At 64.8% G+C, this 24,740-nt stretch carries 26 protein-coding genes; 10 read left to right on the top strand and 16 right to left on the bottom strand.

Annotated elements, in window-relative coordinates; genetic code table 11:
- Nucleotides 1–96: 96 nt before the first annotated feature.
- A complete protein-coding gene (locus CH290_RS05415) occupies nt 97–1,383 on the top strand; it encodes an alpha/beta hydrolase (protein WP_033188665.1) in 1,287 nt (428 codons plus the stop codon).
- 50 nt (nt 1,384–1,433) lie between these two features.
- Here CH290_RS05415 and CH290_RS05410 read toward each other — a convergent pair whose 3' ends face one another.
- On the bottom strand, nt 1,434–1,895 hold the full coding sequence (locus tag CH290_RS05410) for a PPOX class F420-dependent oxidoreductase (protein WP_019666560.1): 462 nt from the start codon (nt 1,893–1,895) through the stop codon (nt 1,434–1,436).
- Nucleotides 1,896–1,973: 78 nt separating this feature from the next.
- Between CH290_RS05410 and CH290_RS05405 the strand changes: the two genes are divergently transcribed.
- The gene (locus CH290_RS05405; protein WP_019666561.1) at nt 1,974–2,843 is read left to right on the top strand and encodes a polyphosphate kinase 2 family protein; all 870 of its coding nucleotides are present in this window, start codon (nt 1,974–1,976) and stop codon (nt 2,841–2,843) included.
- A gap of 38 nt (nt 2,844–2,881) precedes the next feature.
- On the opposite strand, the gene CH290_RS05400 is transcribed toward CH290_RS05405, so the two are convergent.
- The 6 genes from CH290_RS05400 to CH290_RS05375 form a co-directional block, all read right to left on the bottom strand.
- Nucleotides 2,882–3,136: a hypothetical protein gene (locus CH290_RS05400; RefSeq protein ID WP_019666562.1), complete on the bottom strand. Its 255-nt coding sequence runs from the start codon at nt 3,134–3,136 to the stop codon at nt 2,882–2,884.
- A gap of 104 nt (nt 3,137–3,240) precedes the next feature.
- Nucleotides 3,241–4,281 carry an NAD(P)-dependent alcohol dehydrogenase gene (locus tag CH290_RS05395; RefSeq protein ID WP_020112551.1) on the bottom strand — a complete coding sequence of 347 codons (1,041 nt, stop codon included), beginning with the start codon at nt 4,279–4,281 and terminating at the stop codon, nt 3,241–3,243.
- Nucleotides 4,282–4,401: 120 nt separating this feature from the next.
- Nucleotides 4,402–4,677, bottom strand: coding sequence for a DoxX-related protein (locus tag CH290_RS05390; RefSeq protein ID WP_020112552.1), 276 nt, complete (start codon nt 4,675–4,677; stop codon nt 4,402–4,404).
- 93 nt (nt 4,678–4,770) lie between these two features.
- Nucleotides 4,771–5,655: a 3-hydroxybutyryl-CoA dehydrogenase gene (locus CH290_RS05385; protein WP_019666565.1), complete on the bottom strand. Its 885-nt coding sequence runs from the start codon at nt 5,653–5,655 to the stop codon at nt 4,771–4,773.
- A gap of 159 nt (nt 5,656–5,814) precedes the next feature.
- Nucleotides 5,815–7,104, bottom strand: a complete 1,290-nt coding sequence (gene aceA / locus CH290_RS05380) for an isocitrate lyase (protein ID WP_019666566.1) — start codon at nt 7,102–7,104, stop codon at nt 5,815–5,817.
- A gap of 433 nt (nt 7,105–7,537) precedes the next feature.
- A complete protein-coding gene (locus tag CH290_RS05375; protein ID WP_019666567.1) occupies nt 7,538–7,936 on the bottom strand; it encodes an SPW repeat domain-containing protein in 399 nt (132 codons plus the stop codon).
- A 174-nt stretch (nt 7,937–8,110) separates the two neighbouring features.
- Here CH290_RS05375 and ramB point away from each other — a divergent pair, with 174 nt between their 5' ends.
- Complete coding sequence (gene ramB, locus CH290_RS05370; protein WP_020112553.1) at nt 8,111–9,523, top strand: acetate metabolism transcriptional regulator RamB; 1,413 nt, start codon at nt 8,111–8,113, stop codon at nt 9,521–9,523.
- Nucleotides 9,524–9,548: 25 nt separating this feature from the next.
- On the opposite strand, the gene CH290_RS05365 is transcribed toward ramB, so the two are convergent.
- From CH290_RS05365 to CH290_RS05340, 6 genes are read right to left on the bottom strand one after another with little or no spacing between them, the layout of a single operon-like run.
- Nucleotides 9,549–10,679, bottom strand: coding sequence for an LLM class flavin-dependent oxidoreductase (locus CH290_RS05365; RefSeq protein WP_033188666.1), 1,131 nt, complete (start codon nt 10,677–10,679; stop codon nt 9,549–9,551).
- Nucleotides 10,680–10,695: 16 nt separating this feature from the next.
- Nucleotides 10,696–11,514: an NADPH-dependent oxidoreductase gene (locus tag CH290_RS05360; RefSeq protein ID WP_033188667.1), complete on the bottom strand. Its 819-nt coding sequence runs from the start codon at nt 11,512–11,514 to the stop codon at nt 10,696–10,698.
- 45 nt (nt 11,515–11,559) lie between these two features.
- Nucleotides 11,560–12,549, bottom strand: coding sequence for an MBL fold metallo-hydrolase (locus CH290_RS05355; protein ID WP_033188668.1), 990 nt, complete (start codon nt 12,547–12,549; stop codon nt 11,560–11,562).
- 22 nt (nt 12,550–12,571) lie between these two features.
- The gene (locus tag CH290_RS05350; protein ID WP_019666572.1) at nt 12,572–13,057 is read right to left on the bottom strand and encodes a hypothetical protein; all 486 of its coding nucleotides are present in this window, start codon (nt 13,055–13,057) and stop codon (nt 12,572–12,574) included.
- A complete protein-coding gene (locus tag CH290_RS05345) occupies nt 13,054–13,578 on the bottom strand; it encodes a hypothetical protein (protein ID WP_020112556.1) in 525 nt (174 codons plus the stop codon). Before CH290_RS05345 ends, CH290_RS05350 begins: the two co-directional genes overlap by 4 nt.
- Nucleotides 13,579–13,580: 2 nt before the next feature.
- The gene (locus tag CH290_RS05340) at nt 13,581–13,805 is read right to left on the bottom strand and encodes a helix-turn-helix transcriptional regulator (RefSeq protein WP_019666574.1); all 225 of its coding nucleotides are present in this window, start codon (nt 13,803–13,805) and stop codon (nt 13,581–13,583) included.
- 188 nt (nt 13,806–13,993) lie between these two features.
- Between CH290_RS05340 and urtA the strand changes: the two genes are divergently transcribed.
- From urtA to CH290_RS05310, 6 genes are all read left to right on the top strand, one after another.
- Nucleotides 13,994–15,268, top strand: a complete 1,275-nt coding sequence (gene urtA / locus CH290_RS05335) for an urea ABC transporter substrate-binding protein (RefSeq protein ID WP_020112557.1) — start codon at nt 13,994–13,996, stop codon at nt 15,266–15,268.
- A gap of 79 nt (nt 15,269–15,347) precedes the next feature.
- Nucleotides 15,348–16,232 carry an urea ABC transporter permease subunit UrtB gene (gene urtB / locus CH290_RS05330; RefSeq protein WP_020112558.1) on the top strand — a complete coding sequence of 295 codons (885 nt, stop codon included), beginning with the start codon at nt 15,348–15,350 and terminating at the stop codon, nt 16,230–16,232.
- On the top strand, nt 16,229–17,317 hold the full coding sequence (urtC, locus tag CH290_RS05325; protein ID WP_019666577.1) for an urea ABC transporter permease subunit UrtC: 1,089 nt from the start codon (nt 16,229–16,231) through the stop codon (nt 17,315–17,317). The genes urtB and urtC overlap by 4 nt, the downstream gene beginning before the upstream one ends.
- Entirely contained in the window at nt 17,314–18,144 is an 831-nt protein-coding gene (urtD, locus tag CH290_RS05320) for an urea ABC transporter ATP-binding protein UrtD (RefSeq protein WP_019666578.1), read from the top strand. The genes urtC and urtD overlap by 4 nt, the downstream gene beginning before the upstream one ends.
- Nucleotides 18,137–18,829 carry an urea ABC transporter ATP-binding subunit UrtE gene (urtE, locus tag CH290_RS05315; protein ID WP_019666579.1) on the top strand — a complete coding sequence of 231 codons (693 nt, stop codon included), beginning with the start codon at nt 18,137–18,139 and terminating at the stop codon, nt 18,827–18,829. Before urtD ends, urtE begins: the two co-directional genes overlap by 8 nt.
- A gap of 15 nt (nt 18,830–18,844) precedes the next feature.
- On the top strand, nt 18,845–19,549 hold the full coding sequence (locus tag CH290_RS05310; RefSeq protein ID WP_051104951.1) for a GntR family transcriptional regulator: 705 nt from the start codon (nt 18,845–18,847) through the stop codon (nt 19,547–19,549).
- Nucleotides 19,550–19,562: 13 nt separating this feature from the next.
- Here the strand turns inward: CH290_RS05310 and CH290_RS05305 are convergent, their stop codons facing one another.
- Genes CH290_RS05305 through prpD form a run of 3 tightly spaced genes read right to left on the bottom strand, consistent with a single transcriptional unit; the run spans nt 19,563 to nt 23,118 of the window.
- Entirely contained in the window at nt 19,563–20,708 is a 1,146-nt protein-coding gene (locus tag CH290_RS05305; protein ID WP_020112560.1) for a bifunctional 2-methylcitrate synthase/citrate synthase, read from the bottom strand.
- Nucleotides 20,705–21,616: a methylisocitrate lyase gene (gene prpB, locus CH290_RS05300; RefSeq protein WP_019666582.1), complete on the bottom strand. Its 912-nt coding sequence runs from the start codon at nt 21,614–21,616 to the stop codon at nt 20,705–20,707. Before prpB ends, CH290_RS05305 begins: the two co-directional genes overlap by 4 nt.
- Nucleotides 21,613–23,118: a 2-methylcitrate dehydratase PrpD gene (gene prpD / locus CH290_RS05295; RefSeq protein WP_033188669.1), complete on the bottom strand. Its 1,506-nt coding sequence runs from the start codon at nt 23,116–23,118 to the stop codon at nt 21,613–21,615. The genes prpB and prpD overlap by 4 nt, the downstream gene beginning before the upstream one ends.
- A 119-nt stretch (nt 23,119–23,237) precedes the next feature.
- Between prpD and CH290_RS05290 the strand changes: the two genes are divergently transcribed.
- Nucleotides 23,238–24,740, top strand: coding sequence for a short-chain fatty acyl-CoA regulator family protein (locus CH290_RS05290; protein WP_033188670.1), 1,503 nt, complete (start codon nt 23,238–23,240; stop codon nt 24,738–24,740).

Here is a 24,740-nt window from a genome sequence, read left to right as displayed (position 1 = left end):
CTGCGGCCTCGCCCCTCGACAGAGGGGCGGGGCCGCTCGTCGTTGCCCACCGAGAACGCTTTGGTTCCGCACTGCCGACCGTGGTTGGATCGACGCGTGTTCGGTTCTCGCGCTCCCCGGTTCCTGCCGGCGAAACCGACAGGGGGTCCGAAGGCCAGCGCGGCTGCGCTCGCCGTATGTGCAACCCTTGCGGCGGCGTGCAGCACCACCTCCGCCCAGCCGCACGCACCCTCACCCGCACACTCGGCCGCCCAGCCGCCTGCTTATTCGACGAGCATCCCCACCGCCACGGCCGAGACCGTCGCCGCGCGCGGAACCGTCGTGTCGAGTTCCACCACGACGCCGTTCGATCCAGCTCTGTTCCCGGCCGGCACCACCGCGGCGACTGTCGTGTACAACTCCGTGTCCGGCGTGGACGGCAGCCCGACCCAGGTGAGCGGCGCAGTGTTCGTCCCCGACGGCCCCGCCCCCGTCGGCGGGCGACCCATCGTGGCGTACGCGCACGGAACCGTCGGCATCTCCCCTGGGTGCGCCCCGTCCGAGAAGCGAGACCTCGCCGGCGACGCCGACGTGGTGTCACGCTTCCTCGAACGCGGATACGCCGTCGCATACACGGACTACCAGGGCTTGAGCAGCACCGTCGACTCGCCGCCACACCCGTATCTGGAACCTCGGACCGCAGCCTTCGACGTCATCGACTCCGTCCGCGCCGCCCGCAACCTCGACCCGCGCCTGTCGACACGATGGGTCGCCGTCGGCTGGTCCCAGGGCGGCCAAGCAGCGTGGGCTGCAAACGAATTCGACGACGTGTACGGGGACGGACTCGACCTGCGCGGCGCCGCAGTCCTGTCTCCAGCACTGGACATCTCGCCCGGAATCATCGAAGCCCAGAGCTCGGGAACATCAGGCGAAGCAGATGGCCAGCGGGCGGTGTACCCACTGATCGTCGAAGGCGCCGCCCGGGTCGACCCGTCCATCGACCCCGCCGACCACCTGCACGGTGCCCTCGCCGGCAACCTCGACCAACTCGTCGGATGCAACGCCGCGAGCAGCGAAGCACAAGCCGCCGCAGCCGCCGACGTCCAGCCAGGTGACACCACCGCATCGACTCCGGCAGCCGCCGCACAACTGACTCGCCGCATGCAGGAGTACTCGCTGCCACGCGCAGCATCACCCGCACCGATCCTCGCCGTCTACGGCTCCGAGGACACCGTGGTCAAACCCGCCTGGACCGAATCCGCGCTCGGGCGAGCCTGCAGCCTCGGCGACACCCTGCTGGCCGTCCGCCTCGAAGGCCAAGGTCACGACGTCGACCCCGGCACCCTCGTCGAAACCTGGGTCGACGACCGCGTCACCGGCGGCCCCGCGCCCAGCAACTGCTGAGCCGTCACATACTCCCGTGCGGGCTTGTCACATTCTTCCCGGAGGGCTTGTCACATTCTCCCGGGCGGGAAGCCACCTTCGGCGACGGGGCCCCAGGATTCGATCGTGATGCGTATCAACGACTTTCCCTGCTTCACCATTGCTTCGCGGTACTCGTCCCAATCGGAATGCTCCCCGGCGATGCTGCGAAAGTACTCGACGAGCGGTTCGACGGCGTCCGGCACGTCGAGGATTTCAGCGGTTCCGTCGATCTGGACGTAGGCGTCGTTCCATTCGTCGGAATGAACGCAGACGGTGACGGCGGAGTTCCGCCGGATGTTGGCCACCTTGGCGCGTTCGGGGTACGACGCGATGACGATGCGGCCCTCGGAGTCGACGCCGGATGTCACCGGCGAAACCTGCAGGCCACCATCACGTTTGTGCGTGATGAGCGTGGAATGATGACGTGGTCGGACGAAGTCGAGCAGTTGTTCACGTGCGACGGATTCAGCAGTTGCCAGTTTCGGAGCCATGCCTCCAGGTTAGCCGCGCCGCGCGACGCCATCTCGGTTCTCGGCGGGTGGGGTCCCCGCTGCTACTAGGGTCCAATCATGGCAAAGCATTCGAAGAAGAGCGGCAACCTGTGGTCGACACCTGCGGCCGACATCCTCCGTGCGACCGACGAGACATCCGTCGCGGACCTGGACTGCTCACTGACTCCGGGTTTCGAGGGCAGCAAGACCGACGGGCAGGCGCTGCTCGCAGAGCGCGGCGAGGTGCTGTCGGCGTTGCAGGAGAAGCTGTACGCCAACGGCCGGACCGGCGACCTGCGCTCGATCCTGCTGGTACTTCAGGGCATGGACACCGCAGGCAAGGGCGGCATGGTGCGACATGTCATCGGAATGGTCGACCCGCAGGGCGTCGACTTGGCGTCGTTCGGAGTTCCGACGCAGGAGGAGAAGCAGCATCACTACCTGTGGCGCATCCGAAACGCCCTGCCGCGCGGTGGACGGATCGGGGTCTTCGACCGCTCGCACTACGAAGATGTGCTGGTCGTCGCCGTCCACGACCTTGTTCCGCGTCAGGTCTGGGAACCGCGGTTCGACGAGATCAACGCGTTCGAGAAGGAGTTGGTCGACGGCGGCACGCACATCGTGAAGGTTGCGTTGTTCGTTTCTCCGGAAGAGCAGCGAACCAGGTTGCAGGAGAGGTTGGATCGGCCGGACAAGCACTGGAAGTACAACCCGGGCGACGTCACCGAGCGCGGCTTTCTGCCGCAGTACCGCACCGCGTATCAGCGGGTCATCGACAGGACCAACACGGACTACGCGCCGTGGCACGTCATTCAGGCCGATCGGAAATGGTACGCACGCTTGGCGGTGACCGAGCTGCTGATCGATGCACTGCAGAAGCTCGACCTCGAGTGGCCCGAAGCCGATTTCGACGTCGAGGTGGAGAAGCAGCGTCTCGCGGACAGCTAGCGACGGACCTCTCCGACGAGGTCAGGAGTCCGACTGGGTCAGGAGTCGGGGTGCCCTGTTCCGCCGACGAGACCCATCGCCGACGCCATCGCGACGACGCACACGCAACCGGCGATGACGGCGACGGTGCCGAGACCGTTGAAGGCCGACAGTGCGAACAGGACGAGCGCGAGCACACCGACAGTGACCAGTGCATACCGCGCGGCGCCGGGGTGGGCGCCGACCAGTGCGTGGCCGGCTGAGCTGTGCCCGGCTGCGGCCATCTTGCCGTGACGGCTGGAGGAAGTCTTCATGAAAGTGTCCTTTCCTTGCGGAGAACATCTTCCGACCCGACTTCGACGTTACGCCTGTGGGCGGCAGGTAGCGCCCGTCGCTACCTGCCGCCCACAGGAGTGGATCAGAAGGTGTTGGCGTCGATGACGAAGCGGTATCGAACGTCGCTCTTCAGGACGCGCTCGTAGGCTTCGTTGATCTTGTCGGCGGGGATGGTCTCGATTTCGGCGCCGATGTGGTGTTCGGCGCAGAAGTCGAGCATTTCCTGGGTCTGCGCGATGCCACCGACCATCGAGCCTGCGAGGCTGCGACGGTTCGCAGCGAGCGTGAATCCGCGAACCTTGATGGGCTCCGACGGCAGTCCGAGGATGACGAGCGAGCCGTTGATCGCGAGCAGCGACATGTGCTTGTCCATGTCGATCTCGGCGGAGACGGTGTTGATGATCAGGTCGAACTCGCCGCGCAGCTTCTTGAACGTCTCCTTGTCGGAGGTCGCGTAGTAGTGGTCGGCTCCGAGGCGCTTGCCGTCCTCTTCCTTGCTCAGGGTCTGGCTCAGCACGGTGACCTCGGCTCCGAGGGCGTGGGCGATCTTGACGCCGACGTGACCGAGTCCGCCCATTCCGATGATGGCGACCTTCTTGCCCGGGCCTGCACCCCAGTGCTTGAGCGGCGAGTACAGCGTGATGCCCGCACACAGCAGCGGTGCGGCGACATCGAGTTCGATGCCCTCGGGGATGGACAGCACGAAGCCCTCGGTCACGACGATGTGCGTCGAGTAACCGCCCTGGGTGATCGACCCGTCGGCCTGCTTGGAGTTGTAGGTCTGGGTGACGCCCTTGAAGCAGTACTGCTCCTCGCCTGCCAGGCAGGCGTCGCACTCGCCGCACGAGTCGACGAAACAGCCGACGCCGACGCGGTCGCCGACCTTGTGCTTGGTGACGCCGGAGCCGACCTCGGCAACGATGCCTGCGATTTCGTGTCCCGGGACGACCGGGTAGGTGGTGCCGCCCCACTCGTTGCGGGCGGTGTGAATGTCGGAGTGGCAGATGCCGGCGAACTTGACCTCGATGAGGACGTCCTTGGGTCCGAGCTCGCGGCGGTCGATCGTCACCTTCTCGAGGGGTGCGTCGGGGGCTGTCGCTGTGTACGCGGTAGCTGAAGTCATAACTACATTGCTACCTACGCATCGGTAGCTTGGCAAACAGCCTTGGCGCGTTCGAGCAGGTGAAGGCGCCGCGAGCAGGGAATTCCCGATCGGCGGGAGGCGTTCGCTACATTCTCGGCGTCAGCTGTTGCGAGCGATGTTGTATCCGAGCCAGCCGACGTAGGCACCGAGGCCGAGCAGGCCGATCTTGCGTGTCTTCGGGTACGCGATGGCGGCTCCAACGACCAGTTCGGTTGCACCGTTGCGCGTGATCCAGTCGCGGGTGTCCTTCGGGAACGGCAGTTTGGTGATGGGCTCGAATGCCTCGGGAACCACGAAGTGCGCTGCGCCCGTCGCGGCCAGTCCGATACCGAACGCCTTCGGCAACACTCCACCGGACTTCTTCGACTTGCTCATCGCTCTCCCCTGACGTCGTCTGGCGCGCCGTGTGCGCACCACCAAGTTACTGCGGTCGGGAGTGGAAATGTGTCCCGACACCTACATTTTCACTCACGAAGGCTCTTTCACTACCCGGCCGTTCTCGTACCGATAGAACCCTGCGCCTGTGCGTTTGCCGGTCGAACCCGATTCGACCATCCGAAGAAGCAACGGCGGGGCGGCGAAGAGTGGTTCGCCGAACTCGGCGTACATGGAATCGGCGATGGACTTGACCGTGTCGAGTCCGATCAGATCCGCGAGCGCAAGCGGCCCCATCGGATGCGCGAGACCGAGCACCGTCGCCTTGTCGATGTCTTCCTTGGAGGCAAATCCGGACTCGACCATCCGAACCGCGGAGAGCAGGTAAGGAATGAGAAGTGCATTGACCACGAACCCGGATCTGTCCGCCGAGCGGACGACCTGCTTGCCGAGTACGTCGCCGGCGAACTTCTCGGCGCGTTCGGCCACTGCGTCACTGGTTTTCACGGTGGTGACCAGCTCGACGAGAGGCAGAACCGGCACCGGATTGAAGAAGTGCAGCCCGACGACTCGGTCGGGCGAGGCCGTCGCGACACCGAGTTTCATGATCGGGATCGACGACGTGTTCGACGCGAGGACCGCGCCGGGGTCCGTCACCACTGCGTCCAGACGGGCGAAGATGTCGGACTTGATGTCCTCGTCCTCGGTGACGGCTTCCACGACGAGCTCTCGATCCGCGAAGTCGTCGAGATCGGTCGTGAAGCGTAGTGCGCACGCTGCCTGTTCGCGTTCGCGTTCGGTGATCTTGCCGCTGCTGACGCCACGGTCCAACGATCGCAGGACGCGCGTGCGTCCTGCGGTCGTCAGCTCGCGAGTGTGCTCGTAGACCAGAACGTCGAGGTGTGCCCGGGCGCAGACTTCTGCAATCCCGGCCCCCATCTGGCCGGCGCCGACAATCCCCACCCTCTCGACCGGCACGGCGGACTCCTTCGATGCGTACACGACAACAGCTGTAAGCGAGGTGGGGTAACTCCGGCCGGGTACCCCCAGGACCCGGGCGATACAGATCAGGCGGCCCGCAGCGAAACGCTGGGGCCGCCTGACTGATGTGCTGTGTATCCGGGGAGGCGGGCTAGCTCAGTGGAACTGGCCCTCTTCGGTGGATCCCTTCAGCGCTGCGGTCGAGGTGTTGGGGTCGACCGTGGTGGCGATGGAGTCGAAGTAGCCTGCGCCGACCTCACGCTGGTGCTTGATGGCGGTGAAGCCACGCTCTGCTGCAGCCTTGAACTCGCGCTCCTGCAGGTCGACGAACGCGGTCATGCCTTCGCGGGCGTAGCCGTGTGCCAGGTCGAACATGCCGTAGTTGAGCGAGTGGAAGCCCGCGAGGGTGATGAACTGGAACTTGAAGCCCATCGCTCCGAGCTCACGCTGGAACTTCGCGATGGTCGCGTCGTCCAGGTGCTGCTTCCAGTTGAAGGACGGCGAGCAGTTGTACGCCAGGAGCTGGTCCGGGAACTCGGAGCGAACCGACTCGGCGAAGTGCTTGGCGACCTCGAGGTCCGGCACGCCGGTCTCCATCCAGATGAGGTCTGCGTACGGCGCGTATGCCTTGGCACGCGCGATGCAGGGCTCGACACCGTTCTTGATGCCGTAGAAGCCTTCTGCCGTGCGGGTGCCGTCGAGGAACGGCTGATCGCGCTCGTCCACGTCGGACGTCAGAAGCGTTGCGGCCTCGGCGTCGGTGCGGGCGATGACGACGGTCGGAACGTCCGCGACGTCGGCGGCGAGGCGAGCCGAGGTCAGGGTGCGGATGTGCTGCTGGGTGGGGATGAGCACCTTGCCACCGAGGTGGCCGCACTTCTTCTCCGAGGCGAGCTGGTCTTCCCAGTGCGATCCGGCGACGCCGGCCGCGATCATGGCCTTCTGCAGCTCGTAGACGTTGAGGGCACCACCGAAGCCGGCTTCGCCGTCGGCGACGATCGGAGCGAGCCAGTTGTCGACGGTCGTGTCACCCTCGACGCGGGCGATCTCGTCGGCGCGCAGCAGTGCGTTGTTGATGCGACGAACGACCTGCGGCACCGAGTTGGCCGGGTACAGGCTCTGGTCGGGGTAGGTGTGTCCGGACAGGTTGGCGTCGCCTGCGACCTGCCAGCCGGAGAGGTAGATGGCCTTGAGGCCTGCGCGGACCTGCTGAACGGCCTGGTTACCGGTCAGTGCGCCGAGCGAGTTGATGTAGTCCTCGTTGTTGACGAGGTCCCAAAGAATTTCGGAGCCGCGGCGAGCAAGGGTTGCTTCCTCGACGACGGAGCCTTGCAGCTTGGAAACCTGCTCGGCGGTGTAGTTGCGCGTCACGCCCTTCCAGCGAGGGTTGGTGTCCCAATCCTTCTGGATTTCTTCTGTAGTTTTCGGGGTGCCGGTGGTCGACATCTCAGCTCCAGTCTCTATCGGATGTGCGATACGGCCGACTCGGTGCTCGAATTCTTCACATCGTTGCCAGGCCGTGCGGGTGTTCTTCCAAAGAGTGGCACACCCAAAAAGGGCCGTCCACCTGTTACAAGTGCCAATCTTGGTTAGGTTTCAATCAAGCCTTGCTAACTTTGCGAAGATCGCCGTCGGATCACACCCACCCGATCGGACGGCTTTGCTACTCGCCAGTAGGACGAAAGCGCAGTTCATGAACGCAATTTACGAAAACCGTCCGGCCGTTCCAACCGGACAAACGTACTGTTTTCATGAAACCGTCTGAATCGAGCCAGAAGGCAGGCACTGTGACCAGTATCACATACCACGATCGGAGCCTCGTACGACGAAAGCAGCCTCGGCACAGTGCCGAGGCTGCTTCCAGTGAGAGAGGGACGTGTCAGCTGCGCACCCGCACGCGTTCGGGCGACGACGCCACGAGCACACTCGGCCGGATGTCGCTACGACCGGTGGCCACGCCGAGAACGCCCATGGCCGCGATGACGACGCCCCCGACGAGCGCGAACAGGTCTGCCGTCACGAGTCCCGCAGGGAACGCCAAAACCACGGGCGACAGAGCGAGAGCCGCGCCGAGCACGACGTGCGCCCAGTGACTCGACCTCGAGGCCGCGGACATCGCCCACAGCGCGGTGCCTGCGGCGAGCAGACCGAGAATCAGAATGGCCCCGGACACGCCGGTGTCACCGTCGACCGGAAGCCAGATGGTCGACGCCACCAGAACGGTGCCTGCTACGAGTACGACGGCGTCGCGGACGAGTTCACGAAGATTGTCGGACATGATGGGCCTCCCTCTTAATTACTTATGCGAACCAACACCTATGGGTATACGCCTCCCAGCGCCCGGCTGTTCCGCTCGACCCCGAATTGTGATCCACAGACCATCCGGAACTGCACGTGCGCACCGATCGGTGAAGCCTGTTAACGCCATTCTTCGCAGGCGTAACCTGAGCACATGCCCAAGACGTTCGTCGGCGTGCGCCTGCGTCAACTACGCACGGAACGCAAGATGAGTCAGGTAGCTCTGGCCGGACAGCTCGAGATCTCCGCGAGCTACCTCAACCAGATCGAACACGACGTGCGGCCTCTCACCGTCCCGGTCCTGCTGCGGATTTCCGAGGTGTTCGGCGTCGACACGTCGTTCTTCTCGTCCGAGGACGACACCAGGCTGGTGGCCGAGCTGCGCGAAGTCGCGCTGGATCAGGACATGGGCATCGTCGCCGACGCGCACGAGATCGCGCAGATGGTGTCGTCCCATCCGCAGTTGGCGCGAGCGATGGTCAACATGCATCGTCGGTATCGCAACACCACCGCTCAGCTCGCCGCGGCGACCGAGGAGCGGTTCGCCGACGGTAGTGGCAGCGGGTCGATCAGCAAGCCGCACGAGGAGGTACGTGACTACTTCTATCAGCGACAGAACTATCTCCATGAATTGGACACAGCGGCAGAGGAATTGACGTCGCGGATCCGCTTCCATCGGGCCGACGTCGGTAACGAGATCGCCAAACGCCTACGCACGGTGCACGAGGTGCAGATCGTCAATCGGATCGATCTGGGCGAGAACGTTCTGCACCGGTTCGACCCGAAGACTCGGCTGCTGGAGATCTCGCCCCACCTGTCCGGCGGGCAGCGGGTCTTCAAGTTCGCGGCAGAATTGGCCTACCTGGAGTGCGCGGACCTGCTCGAGCAGATGGTCGAGGAGGGAGGCTTCACGTCCGAGGCGTCCAAGAAGCTCGCGAAGCTGGGGTTCGCCAACTACTTCGCCGCCGCGACCGTTCTGCCGTATCACCAGTTCCACGACATAGCCGAGGATTTCCGCTACGACGTGGAACGGTTGTCGGCCTTCTTCTCGGTGAGCTTCGAGACGATATGCCATCGCTTGTCGACACTGCAGCGGCCGAAGCTCCGCGGAGTCCCGTTCTCCTTCGTCCGCGTCGACCGCGCCGGGAACATGTCGAAACGGCAGTCGGCGACGGGGTTTCATTTCTCGTCGAGTGGCGGAACGTGCCCGCTGTGGAACGTGTACGAGACGTTCGCCTACCCGGGCAAGATCATGACTCAGATCGCGGAGATGCCCGACGGGCGCAGTTACCTGTGGATCGCTCGGACCGTCGAGCGGCGCGCGGCGCGGTACGGCCAACCGGGCAAGACCTTCGCCATCGGACTCGGGTGCGAACTCCGCCATGCGGGCCGATTGGTCTACGCGGACGGGCTGGATCTGCACGGGTCGTCGGTCGCCACGCCCATCGGAGCAGGCTGCCGTGTCTGCGAGCGGGCGAACTGCCCTCAACGCGCCTTCCCTCCCCTTGGCAAGGACCTGGACATAGACGAGCATCGAAGCTCCGTGTCTCCCTACCTCGTTCGCTGAGCGGCGTCGCCGCACTCGCAGCGGGTCAGGAGGCAGTGAATCCCTTGGCTCGGTCGGCGTCGAACGGACTCCACAGTGTCGTGGACAGTTCCTTCTTCACCAGAGGGATCACTTCCTCCGCGAAGCGGCGAAGCGTGTCCTTCTGCTGCTCGAAGTCCAGGACATGATTCACCGACACCGACTGCAGATCGTGCCCGTAACTGTCGTGGTAGTCGAGAATCTTCTCCGCAACCCTGTCCGGGGATCCCACCAGTGCCGGGCCGCGCTCGACAGCATCCTCGATGGTCCGGAAACTCGTCACCTTCCCCTTCGCGGCCGGGTCGTGCTTGCCACCGAGGTCACTCCGCAAGCTACGCTCCAGCCGCTTGTCCTGCTGGGCCACGAACCCTTCGTAGATCGGACGGAACTCGTCGGTCGCCTGTTCGGTGGTGTCGGCGAGGAACAGCCCACCGGAACCCGATCCGACGTAGAGCTTCTCCGGGTCGTGGCCGTGCGCGAGGTACTGCTCCCGGTATCGATCGATGAGAACCTTGTAGTTCTCTCGCGGCTGCAGAGCGTTGGCGGTGACGATGGGATCTCCCCACTTCGCGGCCAGGTCCACCGCCTCCACCGACGTCGCGGATCCGTGCCAGATTCGAAACGGCCCGTCGAACGGCCGTGGAAGGGTGGTCGCGTCGACGAGTGGGTGCCGGTGCGTCCCGTTCCAGTCGACGTGCTCTTCACGAACGAGCCGCCGAAGCAGCTCGTAGTTCTCGGTGAGGTACTCGTACTGCTTGGAGATGTCGAGGCCGAACAGTGGGTACTGCAGTGCTTCGTTGCCTTTACCGATGACGGGTTCGAATCGTCCGCGGCTGAGTTGGTCGATCGTCGCGAAGTCCTCGGCGACACGGATCGGATCGAGGACGGCGACGACGGATACTCCGGTCGACAGCAGGATCCGGTCGGTCGCGTGGGCGATGGCACCGAGAATCACCGTCGGCGACGAGGACAGGACGTCCCCGGCGTGACGTTCTCCGACGGAGAAGGAATCGAAGCCGAGTTCTTCGGCGAGAACTGCCGTTTCGACGACGCGACCCAGCCTGTCCGACGGATGGACGACCTCCCCGGTCACCGGGTGCGGTGGGTTGAAGATGATGTCCAGAATCTGAAATCGCACGTCGAATGTCTTTCTGTTATTTGGAGAGCAAGCCGCGGGTGGAGAGTGAATCCCGAATGGTGTCGCGCCCCTTCAGCGATGTCGCGTCGCGGAGCCGTGCGAGCACGGCGGTGGTCCATGCCGTCGTGCGCCCCTGTTCGCGGTTGTACTCCCCCAGTCGTTCGTCGTAGACGTCGATGCCGGAGTCGGCCGTCTCGGCGTCGTAGACGTCGTGATGGAGAACCGACGCCAGCGGCAGTCGAGGCTTGATACCGGGACCGGTGCCGTCGGTGGCGACAGCGGAGCGGCCGACGGACAGCCCGAACACCGGGAACGCCGCGGGAGGCAGGTCGAGCTCGTCGGAGATCTCTTCGGGCGCGTTGCGGACGGCTCCCACGTACACCGTCCCCCAACCGAGTGACTCCGCGGCGACGACGGCGTTCTGCGCGGCCAATGCTGCGTCGATCGCGCCCAGGAGCGTCGAGTCCAGGTAGTCGGCACCCTCCGACGGCACACCCCGGCGTTCGGCCAGGCGCCGGACACGGCCCAGGTCGGCGAGAAAAACCAGGAACACCGGAGCTTGGGCAATGAAGGCCTGGTCACCTGCCAGCGTCGCGATCCGTGCCTTGCGCTCCGGATCACGGACGGCGACGACGCTCCAGGCCTGCAGGTTGGACGACGTCGGCGCGGACTGTGCTGCTGCGACGATGGTCTCGATGGTGGCGGTGTCGATCGGGTCCGAGGTGAAACTGCGCACCGAGCGATGGGAGAGCAGCACCTCCAGCGTCTCGTTCCGGTGCGCGAGCTCGCGTAGGTCCGGGTCGCGGTAGCGCTGAAATACTGGAGCAGGAGTCACTCGGACGATGATTGCCGCGTCGGTGCAGCGTGCACAGTGTTGGACTCAGCGTGATTCTATTGCCCGCAGCAGCGCCCCTGCGTCGGCGAACGCTCGTGCGCGGCGCAGCAGGGTCGGCGGGGCTGCAGGCTCGCCCTTCCACAGGCGGTAGAGGGTGGACATGGTGAGCACGAGCCGTTCGGGCGAGCCCCACGCCTGATACGGCTGAAAGTCCCTCGACTGCATCATGTTTCGTGCCGCATGCGCATACTCGACACCGGCGTCGAAGTGTTGGCGGCCGGCGTCGTCGACCCAGGTCCAGTACTCGCGGACCGCGCGGATCTCGTCGGCACCGCACAGTGGTCCGTGACCGGGCACGTACACGGCGGCGTCGAGCGCCAGTAGATGATCGAGTGCATCGATCCAGTTGGACAAGGGGCCGTGCCACAGGATGGGCGTCGAACCGATGAACAGTAGGTCACCGCTGAACACCACACCGACGTCGGGCACGTGGGCGATCAGGTCTCCCGCCGTGTGCGCGGGCCCCAGATATCTGAGTTGTACGGCTCTGGTTCCGACGTCGATCCGTTCCGTCACGTCGAAGGTGTGATTCGGTAGCCGCGGCGAGGTACGGGGGAAGGTCGCCCCGCCCCGCACACGGTCCATGTAAGTCCCGGTTGCTCCGACCGGCCCGGGCAACCGGCCCGCCAGTGCCCCCAACGACGCGAACAGGTGCACGCCCGACGGGGGCGTCTCCTCCTTCATCGCATGCAACGACGCTGCGCTCGTGATGATTCTGGCGTTCGACGGAACCGTGTCGTTGCCCCACCAATGGTCGCCGTCCGAGTGCGTGTTGACCACGTCGGTGACCGGTGATCGTCGTGTGAGAGAGCGATTCTCGGACGCGATGGCGTCGGCCCTGCCCGTATCCCAGACGGTGTCGATCACCATCGATGCCGCACCGTCGTCGACGATCAGGCCGGTGTTCGTCTGGCCCCAGCCTCCAGGCGTCCACAGGTGGGCCCAGGTGCCGTCGGCGATCTGCTGTGCGTTCATGCACTCGACCCTAGCTACCGGGTCACTGGTCCGCCTCGGCTTCGAAGCGGGCGTTGCGACGACGCATCCACCACACCCCGAGTCCGACGACTCCGCCGCCGACGACGGCTCCGACGACACCGCCTGCCCAGGAACTCGCATCGGAGAACGTGTTCGGTTGCAACCTGATCAACGCCCCGACGTATCCGATGATCAGCACCACCGCGACGACGAGTCCGCGCACCCGGTTGATCTTGGACGCGGTGTACAGGTTGACCTTCCGCGCCGCCGAGTAACCGATGGTCAGGACGTTGATCACGGTGAGGGTGACGAGGATGCCGAGGCCGACCCATGCCCCGGTGGTGCCTGCCACCCACGGCAACACCGCGGCAGAGACGAGCGAGGCCCACTGGAAGAGCTGAAACCCTATGGCCGACGCTTCGTTCCACACATCACGCTGACGTTCGTCGTCGTAGAACTCGTCGTCCAGATCGCCGACGAATCGAAGTGCTTTCACGAACGCGTTCATATCTGCTCCTTCGTCAGTTCCTGCAGCTCGGTTGCTTCGGCAGCAGCTTCGGCCTCGCGGTCGAGTCGACGCTTGCGAACGAGGCCGTGCACCCCGCACCCGACACCGACGCACGCTCCGATGGCCATACCGACGAACACGGCTGCACCTCCTGCGCTCAGGTACTCGGAAGCCAGGGTGATCATCGCGCCGAACGCCGCGATCAGGTACACGCCGGTGCACAGGTAGATCCTTGGGCGAGCCAGTGACTGGGAGGTGTACATGTCGAGGCCTCGGGCCTTCGCGTACATCAGAACCATCGACGACACCGTGAAGAACACGGCCAGCACGCCGAGCGTGATCCAACTGCCGGTCACGCCTGCCACCCACGGGAGAACGGATCCGGCGATCAGCAGAGTCCAGACGAACAGCTGAAACCCTATGGCCGAGGCCTCGTTCCACACATCGCGCTGACGTTCGTCGTCGTAGAATTCGTCGTCGAGATCGCCGATGTACTGCATCGCCGCTGTGAAGGTGCTCATCTCTACTCTGTTTCGAAGAGTGTTTCGACGGTCGTTCCCAGTGCTCGCGCCAGCTTGATCGCGAGGTAGACGCTCGGGGCGTAATCGCCGCCCTCGACCGAAACGATGCTCTGCCTGCTGACTCCGCAGATCTTGCCCAGCTCGGCCTGGGTGAGCCGCGCCGCTTTGCGGTGCTCGCGCACCGAGTTGATCTTCAGCGCGTCGGTGGTCTTCGCCGCGTCTCTCATAGGTAAAAGTCAAGCGGACTTGTCACTGGATGTCAACCCTGCTTGTCATTTCGATCGACGGCCGGTTGTTTACACCCGCGTAATCCGTGCAACGAACTCGTCACCGCGGAACATATCAACGCAATACTTCCCCTTTACTGTCTGCAATCGCGAATACAACTCCGTATACAAGCGAAAGGGCTTCCGCGATGCCTGCTCTTCCTTCCAGCAAGTTCGCCACCAAGGCACTGGTGCTCCCCGCAGCGCTGGCGATGGTCGGACTGACCCTCACCGCGTGCGGCAGCAGGGCCGGTGACACGGCGTCGGGCGAGGGTGGCGGGGCCACCGAATCCTGCGTCGACACCTCGGGCGACACCGTCAAGGTCGGTTCGTTGAACTCCCTGTCCGGCACGATGGCGATCAGTGAAGTGACGGTTCGTGATTCGATCGCCCTGGCCGTGGAGGAGATCAACGCGTCGGGAGGCGTCAACGGAAAGCAGATCGAGGTGGTCGCCGAGGACGGTGCGTCCGAGCCGACCGTGTTCGCGGAGAAGGCCGAGAAGCTCATCAGCAGTGACTGTGTCGCAGCGGTATTCGGCGGGTGGACGTCGTCGTCGCGCAAGGCCATGCTTCCGGTCTTCGAGGACAACGACGCACTCCTGTACTACCCGGTGCAGTACGAAGGCCTCGAAGCGTCGGACAACATCTTCTACACCGGCGCCACGACCAATCAACAGATCATCCCCGCGCTGGATTACCTGAAGGAGCAGGGGGTCACCTCGCTCTACCTGGTCGGTAGCGACTACGTCTTCCCGCAGACCGCCAACCGCGAGATCAAGGCGTACGCCGCGGCCAACGGCATCGAGATCAAGGGCGAGGACTACACGCCGCTCGGGTCCACCGACTTCTCCACCATCGTCAACAAGGTTCGATCCGCCGACGCGGACGCCGTGTTCAACACGCTCAACGGCGACTCCAACGTCGCGTTCTTCCGTGAGTACACCAATGCCGGCCTCAATGCCGCTGACATGCCGGTTATTTCGGTGTCCATCGCCGAGGAAGAGGTCGCGGGCATCGGTGCACAGAACATCGCGGGCCAGTTGACGGCGTGGAACTACTACCAGACGGTCGACACACCGGAGAACTCGAAGTTCGTCGCCGACTACAAGGCCAAGTACGGCGCCGACAAGCCGACCTCCGATCCGATGGAAGCCGCGTACACCTCGGTGTACCTGTGGAAGAACACCGTCGAGAAGGCAGATTCGTTCGCAGTCGCCGACATTCAGGCCGCGGCGGACGGCGTGAGCTTCGCAGCCCCCGAGGGTGAAGTGGTCATCAACGGCGACAACCACCACATCTCCAAGACCGCGCGCATCGGTGAAATCCGTCCCGACGGCCTGATCTACACGGTCTGGGAGTCGCCGGCACCGATCGAGCCCGACCCGTTCCTGGAGACCTACGACTGGGCCGCCGACCTCAACTGACCCCGGTCCCCGCTGTGCGCGCACATGTAGGCCAGGGTCGGCATGTGCGCGCACGGAGGGGCCTGTAAAGGAGCCTTACATGGATGTCGTAGTCGGGCAGCTGTTCACCGGCCTGAGTATCGGATCGATTCTCTTGCTCGCCGCTCTGGGACTCTCGCTGACGTTCGGTCAGATGGGCGTCATCAACATGGCTCATGGTGAGTTCATCATGGCCGGTTCGTACACCGCGTACGTCGTGCAGCAGATCGTCTCCACCGGCGGAGCGTCGCTGTTCATCTCACTGATCGTCGGATTCCTCGTCGGCGGCGCCATGGGCGTCCTGCTCGAGGTCACGCTCATCCAGCGCATGTATCACCGGCCGTTGGACACACTGCTCGTCACCTTCGGTGTCGGTCTGGTTCTCCAGCAGCTCGCCCGCGACATCTTCGGCGCTCCGGCCGTCAACGTCGTCTCCCCCGGTTGGTTGTCCGGCGGTGTCGACATCCTCGGAGCCGTCGTCCCCAAGACGAGGATCTTCATTCTCGTTCTCGCCGTACTCTGCGTTCTCGCACTGTCGTTCGCGCTCAAGACGACACCGATGGGTCGACGCATCCGCGCGGTCGTGCAGAACCGCGATCTCGCCGAAACGTCGGGCATCTCGTCCCGTAGGACCGACATCTCGACGTTCTTCATCGGGTCCGGCCTCGCCGGCGTCGCCGGCGTGGCGTTGACGCTGATCGGCTCCACCAGTTCCACCGTCGGGCAGAGCTATCTGATCGACGCGTTCCTGGTGGTCGTCGTCGGCGGCCTCGGCCAGATCAAGGGCGCGGTGATCGCCGCGTTCACACTCGGCATCGTCAACTCGTTCATCGAGTACAACACGACGGCGTCCATTGCCAAGGTCATTCTGTTCGTCCTCATCGTGATCTTCCTCCAAGCCCGCCCGCAGGGTCTGTTCGCGGTCAAGACAAGGAGTTTGGTGTGAAAACCTTCGTCGCGAAACGTGGAGCATGGCTCGGTTTCGCCATCGCCGCGATCCTCCTGTTCGCCGTCGCACCGGCTGTTCTCAGTGAGTTCAGGCTCAATCTTCTCGGCAAGTTCATCTGCTACGCCATCGTTGCGGTAGGCATCGGATTGGCCTGGGGCCGAGGCGGAATGCTCACGCTCGGCCAGGGTGTGTTCTTCGGGCTCGGTGCGTACATCATGGCGATGCACCTCAAGATCTCCGACGCCGACATCCGCGGCGACGCGGTCCCGGACTTCATGTCCATCGCCGGTATTCGCGAGCTACCGTCGTACTGGGTTCCGTTCCAGTCTCCGCTCGTCACGATCCTCGGGATCCTGTTCATCCCGGCTTTCGTCGCACTCGTCCTCGGTCTCGGCGTCTTCAAGCGTCGGGTCAAGGGTGCGTACTTCGCCATCCTCAGTCAGGCGCTGGCCGCTGCGTTCGCCATCCTGCTGATCGGTCAGCAGAGCACCGGTGGATCCAACGGACTCAACCGATTCCGGACGTTCTTCGGGTTCAACCTGAACGACCCGGCCAACAAGCAGATGCTGTTCTTCATCGCGGCCGGTGTTCTGCTCGCGGTCGTCGCCATCACTCGCCAGCTGATGTACTCGCGGTACGGAGAGCTGCTCGTCGCCGTTCGCGACCAGGAGGAGCGCGTCCGCTTCCTCGGATACGATCCCGCGAACGTCAAGATCGTCGCCTACGTCGCCGCTGCGTTCTTCGCCGGCCTCGCCGGAGCCCTGTTCGTGCCCATCGTCGGGATCGTCTCGCCGAACGACGTCGGCATCGTCCCGTCCATCGCCTTCCTGATCGGCGTTGCGATCGGCGGACGCACCACACTTCTGGGGCCGGTGCTGGGCGCGCTCGGCGTCGCGTGGGCCCAGACCACACTCTCGGAGCAGTTCCCATCCGGGTGGACCTACGCACAGGGGTTGCTGTTCATCGTCGTCGTCGGATTCTTCCCCGCGGGTGTGGCCGGTCTGTTCGCACTCCGGAAACGAAAGAAGGCAGGTGACGACGTGGTCACCGTCGACGCCGTGGAGAAGGAGCTCGTCAAATGATCCACGTGGAGGGGCATCAGCCCACGTTCGGTGGCAATGCAGGCATGTCGAGCCAGTACCTGGAAGTCCGCGGTCTCACCGTCAGTTTCGACGGCTTCAAGGCGAACACCGACGTCGATCTCACTCTCATGCAGGGCGATCTCCGATTTCTCATCGGACCGAACGGTGCAGGCAAGACGACGCTGATCGACGCCATCACCGGACTCGTCCCAGCAACGGGATCGGTCACCAAGTCCGGCGTCGAACTGCTCGGCAAGAAGGTGCACCAGATCGCACGGCTCGGCGTCGGTCGAACGTTCCAGACTGCCAGCATCTTCGAGCAGCTCACCGTGTTGCAGAACCTCGACATCGCAGCGGGGTCGAAACGCACGTGGTCGACGATGCTCCGCAAACGCAAGACGGTGTCGGACGAGATCGAGGAGGCGCTCGAGACGATCGGCCTGAAGGCGCACCGGGACAAGCCGGCGGGCATTCTCGCGCACGGCCAGAAGCAGTGGCTCGAGATCGGAATGTTGCTGGTGCAGAACGCCGATGTGCTTCTGCTCGACGAGCCCGTTGCCGGTATGAGTCACGAGGAGCGGGAGGAGACAGGTGAACTGCTGCGCCGCATCGGCGGTGAGCGCACGGTCGTCGTCGTCGAGCACGACATGGACTTCATGCGCGCGTTCGCGACGTCGGTGACGGTCCTCGCCGGAGGCCGAATCCTGTCGGAGGGCACCGTCGCCGAGGTCCAGGCCGACCCGAAGGTCCAGGAGGTGTATCTCGGTACCGCAGCGGCGGGCGAGGAACTCGATCAGATCGCAGAAGAAGGAGACAGTCATGCTTGAGCTGATCGACGTACGCACCGGGTACGGCCGGAGCGAAGTCATCCACGGTGCGTCGCTGACCGTTCCGGCCGACGGCGTCGCGGCCGTCATGGGACACAACGGTGCGGGGAAGACGACGCTGCTCCGTGCCGCCGTCGGACTGTTGAAGGTCACCTCGGGCAAGGTCATGTTCGACGGTGAGGACGTCAGCGCGTTGCGGCCGAGCGCGCGCGTCGCTCGTGGTCTCGCCTACGTACCGCAGGGCCAACAGTCCTTCGGGCAGTTGACGACGGCCGAGAACCTGCAGGTCGTCGCCGACGGCCGTAAACGCGGAAAAGCGCTGATCGACGAGGCCCTCGACCTCTTCCCCGCGTTGAAGGAGCTCCTCACCCGTCGTGCCGGACTGCTGTCCGGCGGGCAGCGTCAGCAGTTGGCGATCGCCCGGGCACTCATCACCGAACCGAAGATGCTGATTCTCGACGAGCCCACCGAGGGCATCCAACCGTCGGTCGTCGCCGAGATCGAGCGCACCATCCTGGATCTGACCCGGCGCGGCGGTCTCGGTGTCCTGTTGGTGGAGCAGCACATCGGCTTCGCTCTGGAGTCCGCACAGAACTACTACATTCTCGAGGCCGGGCGAATCACGTCGAGCGGCAACGGCGGGGCCGATTCGGAAGCCGACGTTCGTGCAGCGATGGCGATCTGAGCGGCGACCACGAACATGACAGATGTGCCCTACACCGCGATCAGCGGCGGAGGACCTCTGCGCGAACAGGTGTACGTCGCGCTCCGTCAGGATCTGATGGCGGGGGTGTTCGACCCGACGACACGCCTCGGCGAGGAGAAACTCGCCGAGGCGTACGGGGTGTCGCGCACGCCCGTCCGAGAAGCGATGGCGCGTCTTCTCGCCGACGGGTTGGTGCAGCGACTCGACGCGGGCCTCTTTCCGTACCGGCCACGTCTCGACGATCTGGCCGACCTCTACGAACTCCGAACGACTTTGGAGCTCCGAGGTATCGACCGGGTCGACACCGAGCCGCACGACGCCACCGCGGTCCGCGAGGTCCTGAACGACTGGACGCAGGCGAGGTCGTCACTTCCGCACCCGGACGCGGAGTTCGTCGCGCGGGACGAATCGTTCCACGTGACGCTGCTGGCGGCGTCGGGCAATCCTGCGTTGGCCGAGGCGCTTCGTGCGGTGAACGCACGGATACGACCGGTGCGGATGTTCGATTCCCTGACTCGGGAGCGCATCGCGTCCACTGTCGACGAACACGTTGCCATCTGTGCGGCCGTCGTGGAGGGGGATCTCGCGGCGGCACGAGCGTCGCTGCTGGCGCACATCGACCTCGCGCAGCGGATCGTCATCGACCGTGCGACTCAGGCTCTGTCGATGGCGAAGATAGCACTGGCAGTGCAGAATTGAAGCTCGGACGGCGTCATGCACCGACGGCGCGCTGCGGAACGCCTGAGTAGTCGCTGAGCGGACGGATGAGCGCATTGGATGCACCCTGCTCGATGATGTGGGCCGTCCAACCGGTGATTCGGCTCATCACGAAGATCGGGGTGAAGACGTCGATGTCGAAGCCCATCAGGTAGTACGTCGGCCCGGTGGGGAAGTCGAGGTTCGGCTCGATCGAGGTCTCCTCGTTCATCGTGCGTTCGAGTACGTCGTACATCCGTACCCATTTGCGGCCGTTCGTTGCTTCGGCCACGTCCTGGAAGGCTGCTCGCATCGTCGGCACCCGGGAGTCGCCGTTCTTGTAGACACGGTGCCCGAAGCCCATCACTTTCTCCTTGGCCGCGAGCTTGTCCAGGAGCCACTGCCTCGCCAAGTGCGGTTCGCCGATGTCGAGCATGGCGTGCATGACCGCTTCGTTGGCCCCGCCGTGCAACGTTCCCTTCAGTGCGCCTATCGCCGCGGTGACGGCACTGTAGATGTCCGACAGTGTCGAGGTCACGACTCGGGCTGCGAACGTCGACGCATTGAAGCTGTGCTCCGCGTACAGGATCAGTGACACCTCGAACGCCTCGACGATCTTCGGGTCGGGCACGCTCCCGAAGCACATGTTCAGGAAGTTCTCGGCGAACCCCAGGTGGGTGTGCGGTGCGATCGGATCGAGGCCGCGTCGACGACGGTGATCCGCGGCGACGATGGTCGGTAGGACGGCGGTCATCCGAAGCGCCTTGTTCAGGTTCGCCGACGCCGAATTGTCCTCTTCCGCCGGGTCTTCCGCGCCCAGATAACTGATCGCGGTGCGCACGACGTCCATCGGGTGGCAGTTGTCCGGCATCTTCGCCACCAGCGACAACAACGATCGGTCGGCGCGGCGGTGAGCCCGCTCTCGCTGCGAGAACAGCTCGAGTTGCGGGTTCGTCGGTAGCTCGCCGTTCCACAGCAGGTACGCCACTTCCTCGAAGCTGCAGTGCTCCGCGAGGTCCTGCACGGCGTACCCGCGGTAGGTCAGGGAGTTGGTCTCCGGGACCACCTTGGAGATGGCCGTCGTGTCGACGACCACTCCGGCCAGGCCTTTGTGGATCGTCTTCGTCTCGGCCAGGGCAGCTCTCGTTGTCGGATAGGTCATCTCGCGTCCCTCGTGTAGGTGAAGATCCCTCGATCGAATCGGTTGTACTGGTCGTACTCGAGCAGTTCGTAGAGGCGGCTGCGGTGTTGCATGCGGTCCAGGTCGGCGGCTTGTGTTCCGGTGGAGGCGATCTCACGTAGCCCGTTCTCGACGGCGAACATCGCCAGCCGCAGCGTCGTGACCGGGTAGATGACCGCGTTGTACCCCAGGTCCTGGAGTACGTGTGCCGGTATCAGCTCGGATTTGCCGAATTCGGTCATGTTGGCGAGCAACGGCGTGGTGACGGCACCGCGGAACGCGGCGAACTCGGCCTCGTCGGCCAATGCTTCGGTGAAGATGAGGTCGGCCCCGGCGTCGGCGTATGCCTTCGCCCGCGTGATCGCGGCGTCGATTCCCTCGATCGCGCGCGCGTCGGTGCGCGCGCAGATCACGAAGTTCGGGTCGCGCCGCGCGGACACCGCGGCCCGGATGCGCTGCACCATCGTCTCGGTGTCGACGACGGCTTTGCCGTCCAGGTGGCCACAGCGCTTGGGATTGACCTGGTCCTCGAGGTGGCAGCCGGCGATGCCTGCATCCTCGAGCATCGTGACGGTGCGTGCGGCGCTCATCGGTTCACCGAAGCCCGTGTCGGCGTCGATCAATACCGGCAGGTCGGTCACGCGTGCGATCTGCTGTCCTCGGCCCGCGACCTCGCTCAGTGTCGTCAGTCCGATGTCGGGCAGTCCGAGGTCCGCGGACAGCACTGCACCGGAGACGTACACACCCTCGAACCCGATTTCCTGCACCAGTTTCGCGACGAGAGGCGAGAAGGCACCGGGCAACCGCTGGATCGTGCCCGAGGCGAGACCGGCGCGAAACGCCGCCCGCTTGTCCGACGCCGACGTCGATGCGGCAATGAGGCCGGTCATCGGAAGATGCCCTTCGGGGTCTTCGGCGCCCGGGCCAGCACGTCGCCGCCGACCGTGAACGTGAGTCGGTCGAGCTCCCCGGCCGCCAGCGTCGGCGCGTTCTGCGCAGCGGTGAGGAAGCGGTCCTGCTCGTCGGGAGACACGATCCCGTCGGCGAGTGTCCTGAACTTGTCGATGTACTGCTCCCGGGCGAACGGCCGGGCGCCCAGCGGATGGGCGTCGGCGACCGCGAGTTCGTCGACGATGACGGTCCCGTCCTTCAGCGTGATCTCGGCACGAGCGCCGAAAGCCTTCTCGTCCGGGTCGGTCGAGTGGTACCGGCGGGTCCACTCCGGATCCTCCGCCGTCGAGATCTTGTTCCACAGTTCGATGGTCGCCGGTCGCTGCGCACGCTCGGGAGCGTAGGACCGCTCGTGGTGCCACTCGCCGTCTTCGAGCGCCACGGCGAAGATGTACATCACCGAGTGGTCGAGCGTCTCCCGGGATGCTGTGGGATCGAACTTCTGCGGATCGTTCGACCCGGTGCCGATGACGTAGTGCGTGTGGTGGCTGGTGTGCAGCACGATCGTCTCGATCCGGTCGAGATCGTCGATGCGGGAGCGCATTCGGCGGGCCAGGTCGATCGGCGCCTGACTCTGGTACTCGGCCGAGTGCTCCTTGGTGTAGCTGTCGAGAATTGCGCGCTTGGCTTCGCCAGGTCCGGGCAACGGCACCTGGTATTCGGCGTCGGGTCCACCGAGAAGCCATGCGATGACGCCGTCCTCGCCCTCCCAGATCGGCGACGGTGCCCCCTCGCCGCGCAGCGCCCGGTCGACGGCTTCGACGGCGACCTTTCCGGCCAGAGCCGGCGCGTACGCCTTCCAACTCGAGATTGCGCCCTTGCGTGACTGACGGGTGGCGGTCGTGGTGTGCAGTGCCTGGCCGACGGCTTGGTAGATGGTCTCGGTGTCGAGTCCGAGGAGCGTTCCGATACCCGCTGCTGCCGACGGCCCGAGGTGGGCGACGTGATCGATCTTGTGTTCGTGCAACGAGATCGCTCGTACGAGGTCGATCTGGATCTCGTAGCCGGTGGCGAGTCCGCGGATCAGGTCTCGGCCGGAGCACCCGGAATGCTGGGCGACGGCGAGGATCGGCGGAATGTTGTCGCCGGGGTGCGAGTACTCCGCCGCGAGGAACGTGTCGTGGAAGTCGAGTTCACGCACGGCGACGCCGTTGGCCCAGGCCGCCCACTCCGGTGAGAACGTGCCGGGTACGCCGAACACGGTCGCACCGGGGCTGTACGGATGCGCCTGCGCTTGGGTGCGCGCAATCGTGACCGGTCGACGCACCAGGGAGGCCGCGGCCACCGACGCGTTGTCGATGATGCGGTTCACGATCATGTCGGTCGTGTCCTCGGGTACCGGGACGGCATCGGCCGCCACCTCCGCGACTTTCCACGCCAGGTGCTCGGACCGGGGGAAGTCCTCGGCGGATCGACGGGTACGTACCAGATGGGTCTTCACTGACTGGTCCTCTTCTGCTGTGCGGTTACGCTTCTTTTGCAAACGTACGCACCTGGCCCTCACCTGCGAAAGGTGTGGCCCGTGCCTATTTTTGCGATGCGCAGGGTGCAAATTTGCGAATGTTGCGAATGCCCGTCGGATACTCTCTCCAGCACGAGGAGGTCGCAGTGCAGAAGATCTACGCCGGCAGTCGCCTGCGACGGTTGCGCGCCGACCGCGGGTTGACTCAGCTCGCCCTGGCCAGGACGCTCGAGCTGTCGCCGAGTTATCTGAATCAGCTCGAGAACGATCAGCGTCCACTCACCGTGCCGGTCCTGCTGCGCCTGAACAGCACGTTCGACCTGGATCCCACGTTCTTCGCCACCGACACCGACGCCAGGTTGGTCGCCGATCTGCACGACGTGCTCGCCGAGACCTCGGACGACGGTGAAGTCTCCATGTCGGAAGTGCAGGAGTTGGTGTCGCGGATGCCGGACATCGGCCGCACGCTCGTCGGTCTGCATCGGCGGTTGCACGCCACGACGGATCGATTGGAACGTCTCACCGCGGGTGTCGACGGCCGGGGCACCGATCTGCCCGTCGACGGTTCGCCGATGCCCTACGAGGAGGTGCGCGATTTCTTCTACGATCGGCGCAATCACATACCGGAGCTGGACCTCGCGGCCGAGGAATTGTTCGCACGCGAGGGCTTGACCATCGGTGCTCTCGATCTGCAGCTGGCCCGTGTCATCGAGGCGAACTACGGCGTCACCGTCGACATCGAGGACGACGGCGATGGACGGCTGGGCCCCAAGGGACGGCTGGGACCCAAAGAACAGCTGGGCCCCAAGCGCATCTACTCGCAGGGAAGGCTCACTCTCGCCAGGCGATTGACCGCGGGCCAGCGGGCGTACCAGATCGCCACTCAACTGGCGTTTCTGTCGCAGGCCACGATGATCGATGCTCTCGTCGACGCCGATTCGTCGTTGAGCGCACCCGCACGCGAGCTCGCCCGAGTGGGTCTCGCCCATTACTTCGCAGGTGCGCTCCTGCTCCCCTACGGGACTTTTCTGGACGCGGCGGAGTCGGTGCGCTACGACATCGAGTTGCTGTCGCTGACGTTCGAAGTGGGATTCGAGACCGTCTGCCATCGACTCTCGACTCTGCAACGACGCGGCGCCAAAGGCGTCCCGTTCTTCTTCGTCCGCACCGATCGCGCCGGGAACATCTCGAAGCGCCAGTCCGCTACCGCATTTCACTTCTCCCGGGTCGGCGGAAGCTGCCCGCTGTGGGTGGTTCACGACGCGTTCGCGGCGTCCGGAAGAATTCTCACCCAGGTCGCGACGATGCCCGACGACCGCAGTTATCTGTGGATCGCCCGCACCACCGAGAGCGGTGGGCTCGGGTTTCGCTCACCCCGCAAGCACTTCGCCATCGGGCTCGGCTGCGACATCGCGTACGCGAGCCGAGTCGTCTACGCGGACGGGTTGCCGCTGGACTCCGGCGCCGCCGCGGTGCCCATCGGCCCGGGATGCAAGGTGTGCGAACGCACCTCGTGCGCGCAGCGGGCATTCCCACAGCTGGGGCGGCAGGTCCACGTCGACGAGAACGTCGACACCGACCTGCCGTACCCCTACACGTGA

The sequence above is a fragment of the Rhodococcus sp. 06-156-4 genome (assembly GCF_002259345.1).
GTDB lineage: Bacteria > Actinomycetota > Actinomycetes > Mycobacteriales > Mycobacteriaceae > Rhodococcoides > Rhodococcoides fascians_E.
Note: the sequence above shows the minus strand (reverse complement) of the source record. Positions and strands in the feature narration are given on the sequence as shown.

What these genes read in the sequence shown, in the direction of transcription:
- CH290_RS05410 (WP_019666560.1), bottom strand. Translation starts at nt 1,895, where the DNA reads ATGGCTCCGAAACTGGCAACTGCTGAATCCGTCGCACGTGAACAACTG.
- CH290_RS05405 (WP_019666561.1), top strand. Translation starts at nt 1,974, where the DNA reads ATGGCAAAGCATTCGAAGAAGAGCGGCAACCTGTGGTCGACACCTGCG.
- CH290_RS05400 (WP_019666562.1), bottom strand. Translation starts at nt 3,136, where the DNA reads ATGAAGACTTCCTCCAGCCGTCACGGCAAGATGGCCGCAGCCGGGCAC.
- CH290_RS05395 (WP_020112551.1), bottom strand. Translation starts at nt 4,281, where the DNA reads ATGACTTCAGCTACCGCGTACACAGCGACAGCCCCCGACGCACCCCTC.
- CH290_RS05390 (WP_020112552.1), bottom strand. Translation starts at nt 4,677, where the DNA reads ATGAGCAAGTCGAAGAAGTCCGGTGGAGTGTTGCCGAAGGCGTTCGGT.
- aceA (WP_019666566.1), bottom strand. Translation starts at nt 7,104, where the DNA reads ATGTCGACCACCGGCACCCCGAAAACTACAGAAGAAATCCAGAAGGAT.
- CH290_RS05375 (WP_019666567.1), bottom strand. Translation starts at nt 7,936, where the DNA reads ATGTCCGACAATCTTCGTGAACTCGTCCGCGACGCCGTCGTACTCGTA.
- ramB (WP_020112553.1), top strand. Translation starts at nt 8,111, where the DNA reads ATGCCCAAGACGTTCGTCGGCGTGCGCCTGCGTCAACTACGCACGGAA.
- CH290_RS05355 (WP_033188668.1), bottom strand. Translation starts at nt 12,549, where the DNA reads ATGAACGCACAGCAGATCGCCGACGGCACCTGGGCCCACCTGTGGACG.
- CH290_RS05350 (WP_019666572.1), bottom strand. Translation starts at nt 13,057, where the DNA reads ATGAACGCGTTCGTGAAAGCACTTCGATTCGTCGGCGATCTGGACGAC.
- CH290_RS05345 (WP_020112556.1), bottom strand. Translation starts at nt 13,578, where the DNA reads ATGAGCACCTTCACAGCGGCGATGCAGTACATCGGCGATCTCGACGAC.
- CH290_RS05340 (WP_019666574.1), bottom strand. Translation starts at nt 13,805, where the DNA reads ATGAGAGACGCGGCGAAGACCACCGACGCGCTGAAGATCAACTCGGTG.
- urtA (WP_020112557.1), top strand. Translation starts at nt 13,994, where the DNA reads ATGCCTGCTCTTCCTTCCAGCAAGTTCGCCACCAAGGCACTGGTGCTC.
- urtB (WP_020112558.1), top strand. Translation starts at nt 15,348, where the DNA reads ATGGATGTCGTAGTCGGGCAGCTGTTCACCGGCCTGAGTATCGGATCG.
- urtD (WP_019666578.1), top strand. Translation starts at nt 17,314, where the DNA reads ATGATCCACGTGGAGGGGCATCAGCCCACGTTCGGTGGCAATGCAGGC.
- urtE (WP_019666579.1), top strand. Translation starts at nt 18,137, where the DNA reads ATGCTTGAGCTGATCGACGTACGCACCGGGTACGGCCGGAGCGAAGTC.
- CH290_RS05310 (WP_051104951.1), top strand. Translation starts at nt 18,845, where the DNA reads ATGACAGATGTGCCCTACACCGCGATCAGCGGCGGAGGACCTCTGCGC.
- CH290_RS05305 (WP_020112560.1), bottom strand. Translation starts at nt 20,708, where the DNA reads ATGACCTATCCGACAACGAGAGCTGCCCTGGCCGAGACGAAGACGATC.
- prpB (WP_019666582.1), bottom strand. Translation starts at nt 21,616, where the DNA reads ATGACCGGCCTCATTGCCGCATCGACGTCGGCGTCGGACAAGCGGGCG.
- CH290_RS05290 (WP_033188670.1), top strand. Translation starts at nt 23,238, where the DNA reads ATGTTGCGAATGCCCGTCGGATACTCTCTCCAGCACGAGGAGGTCGCA.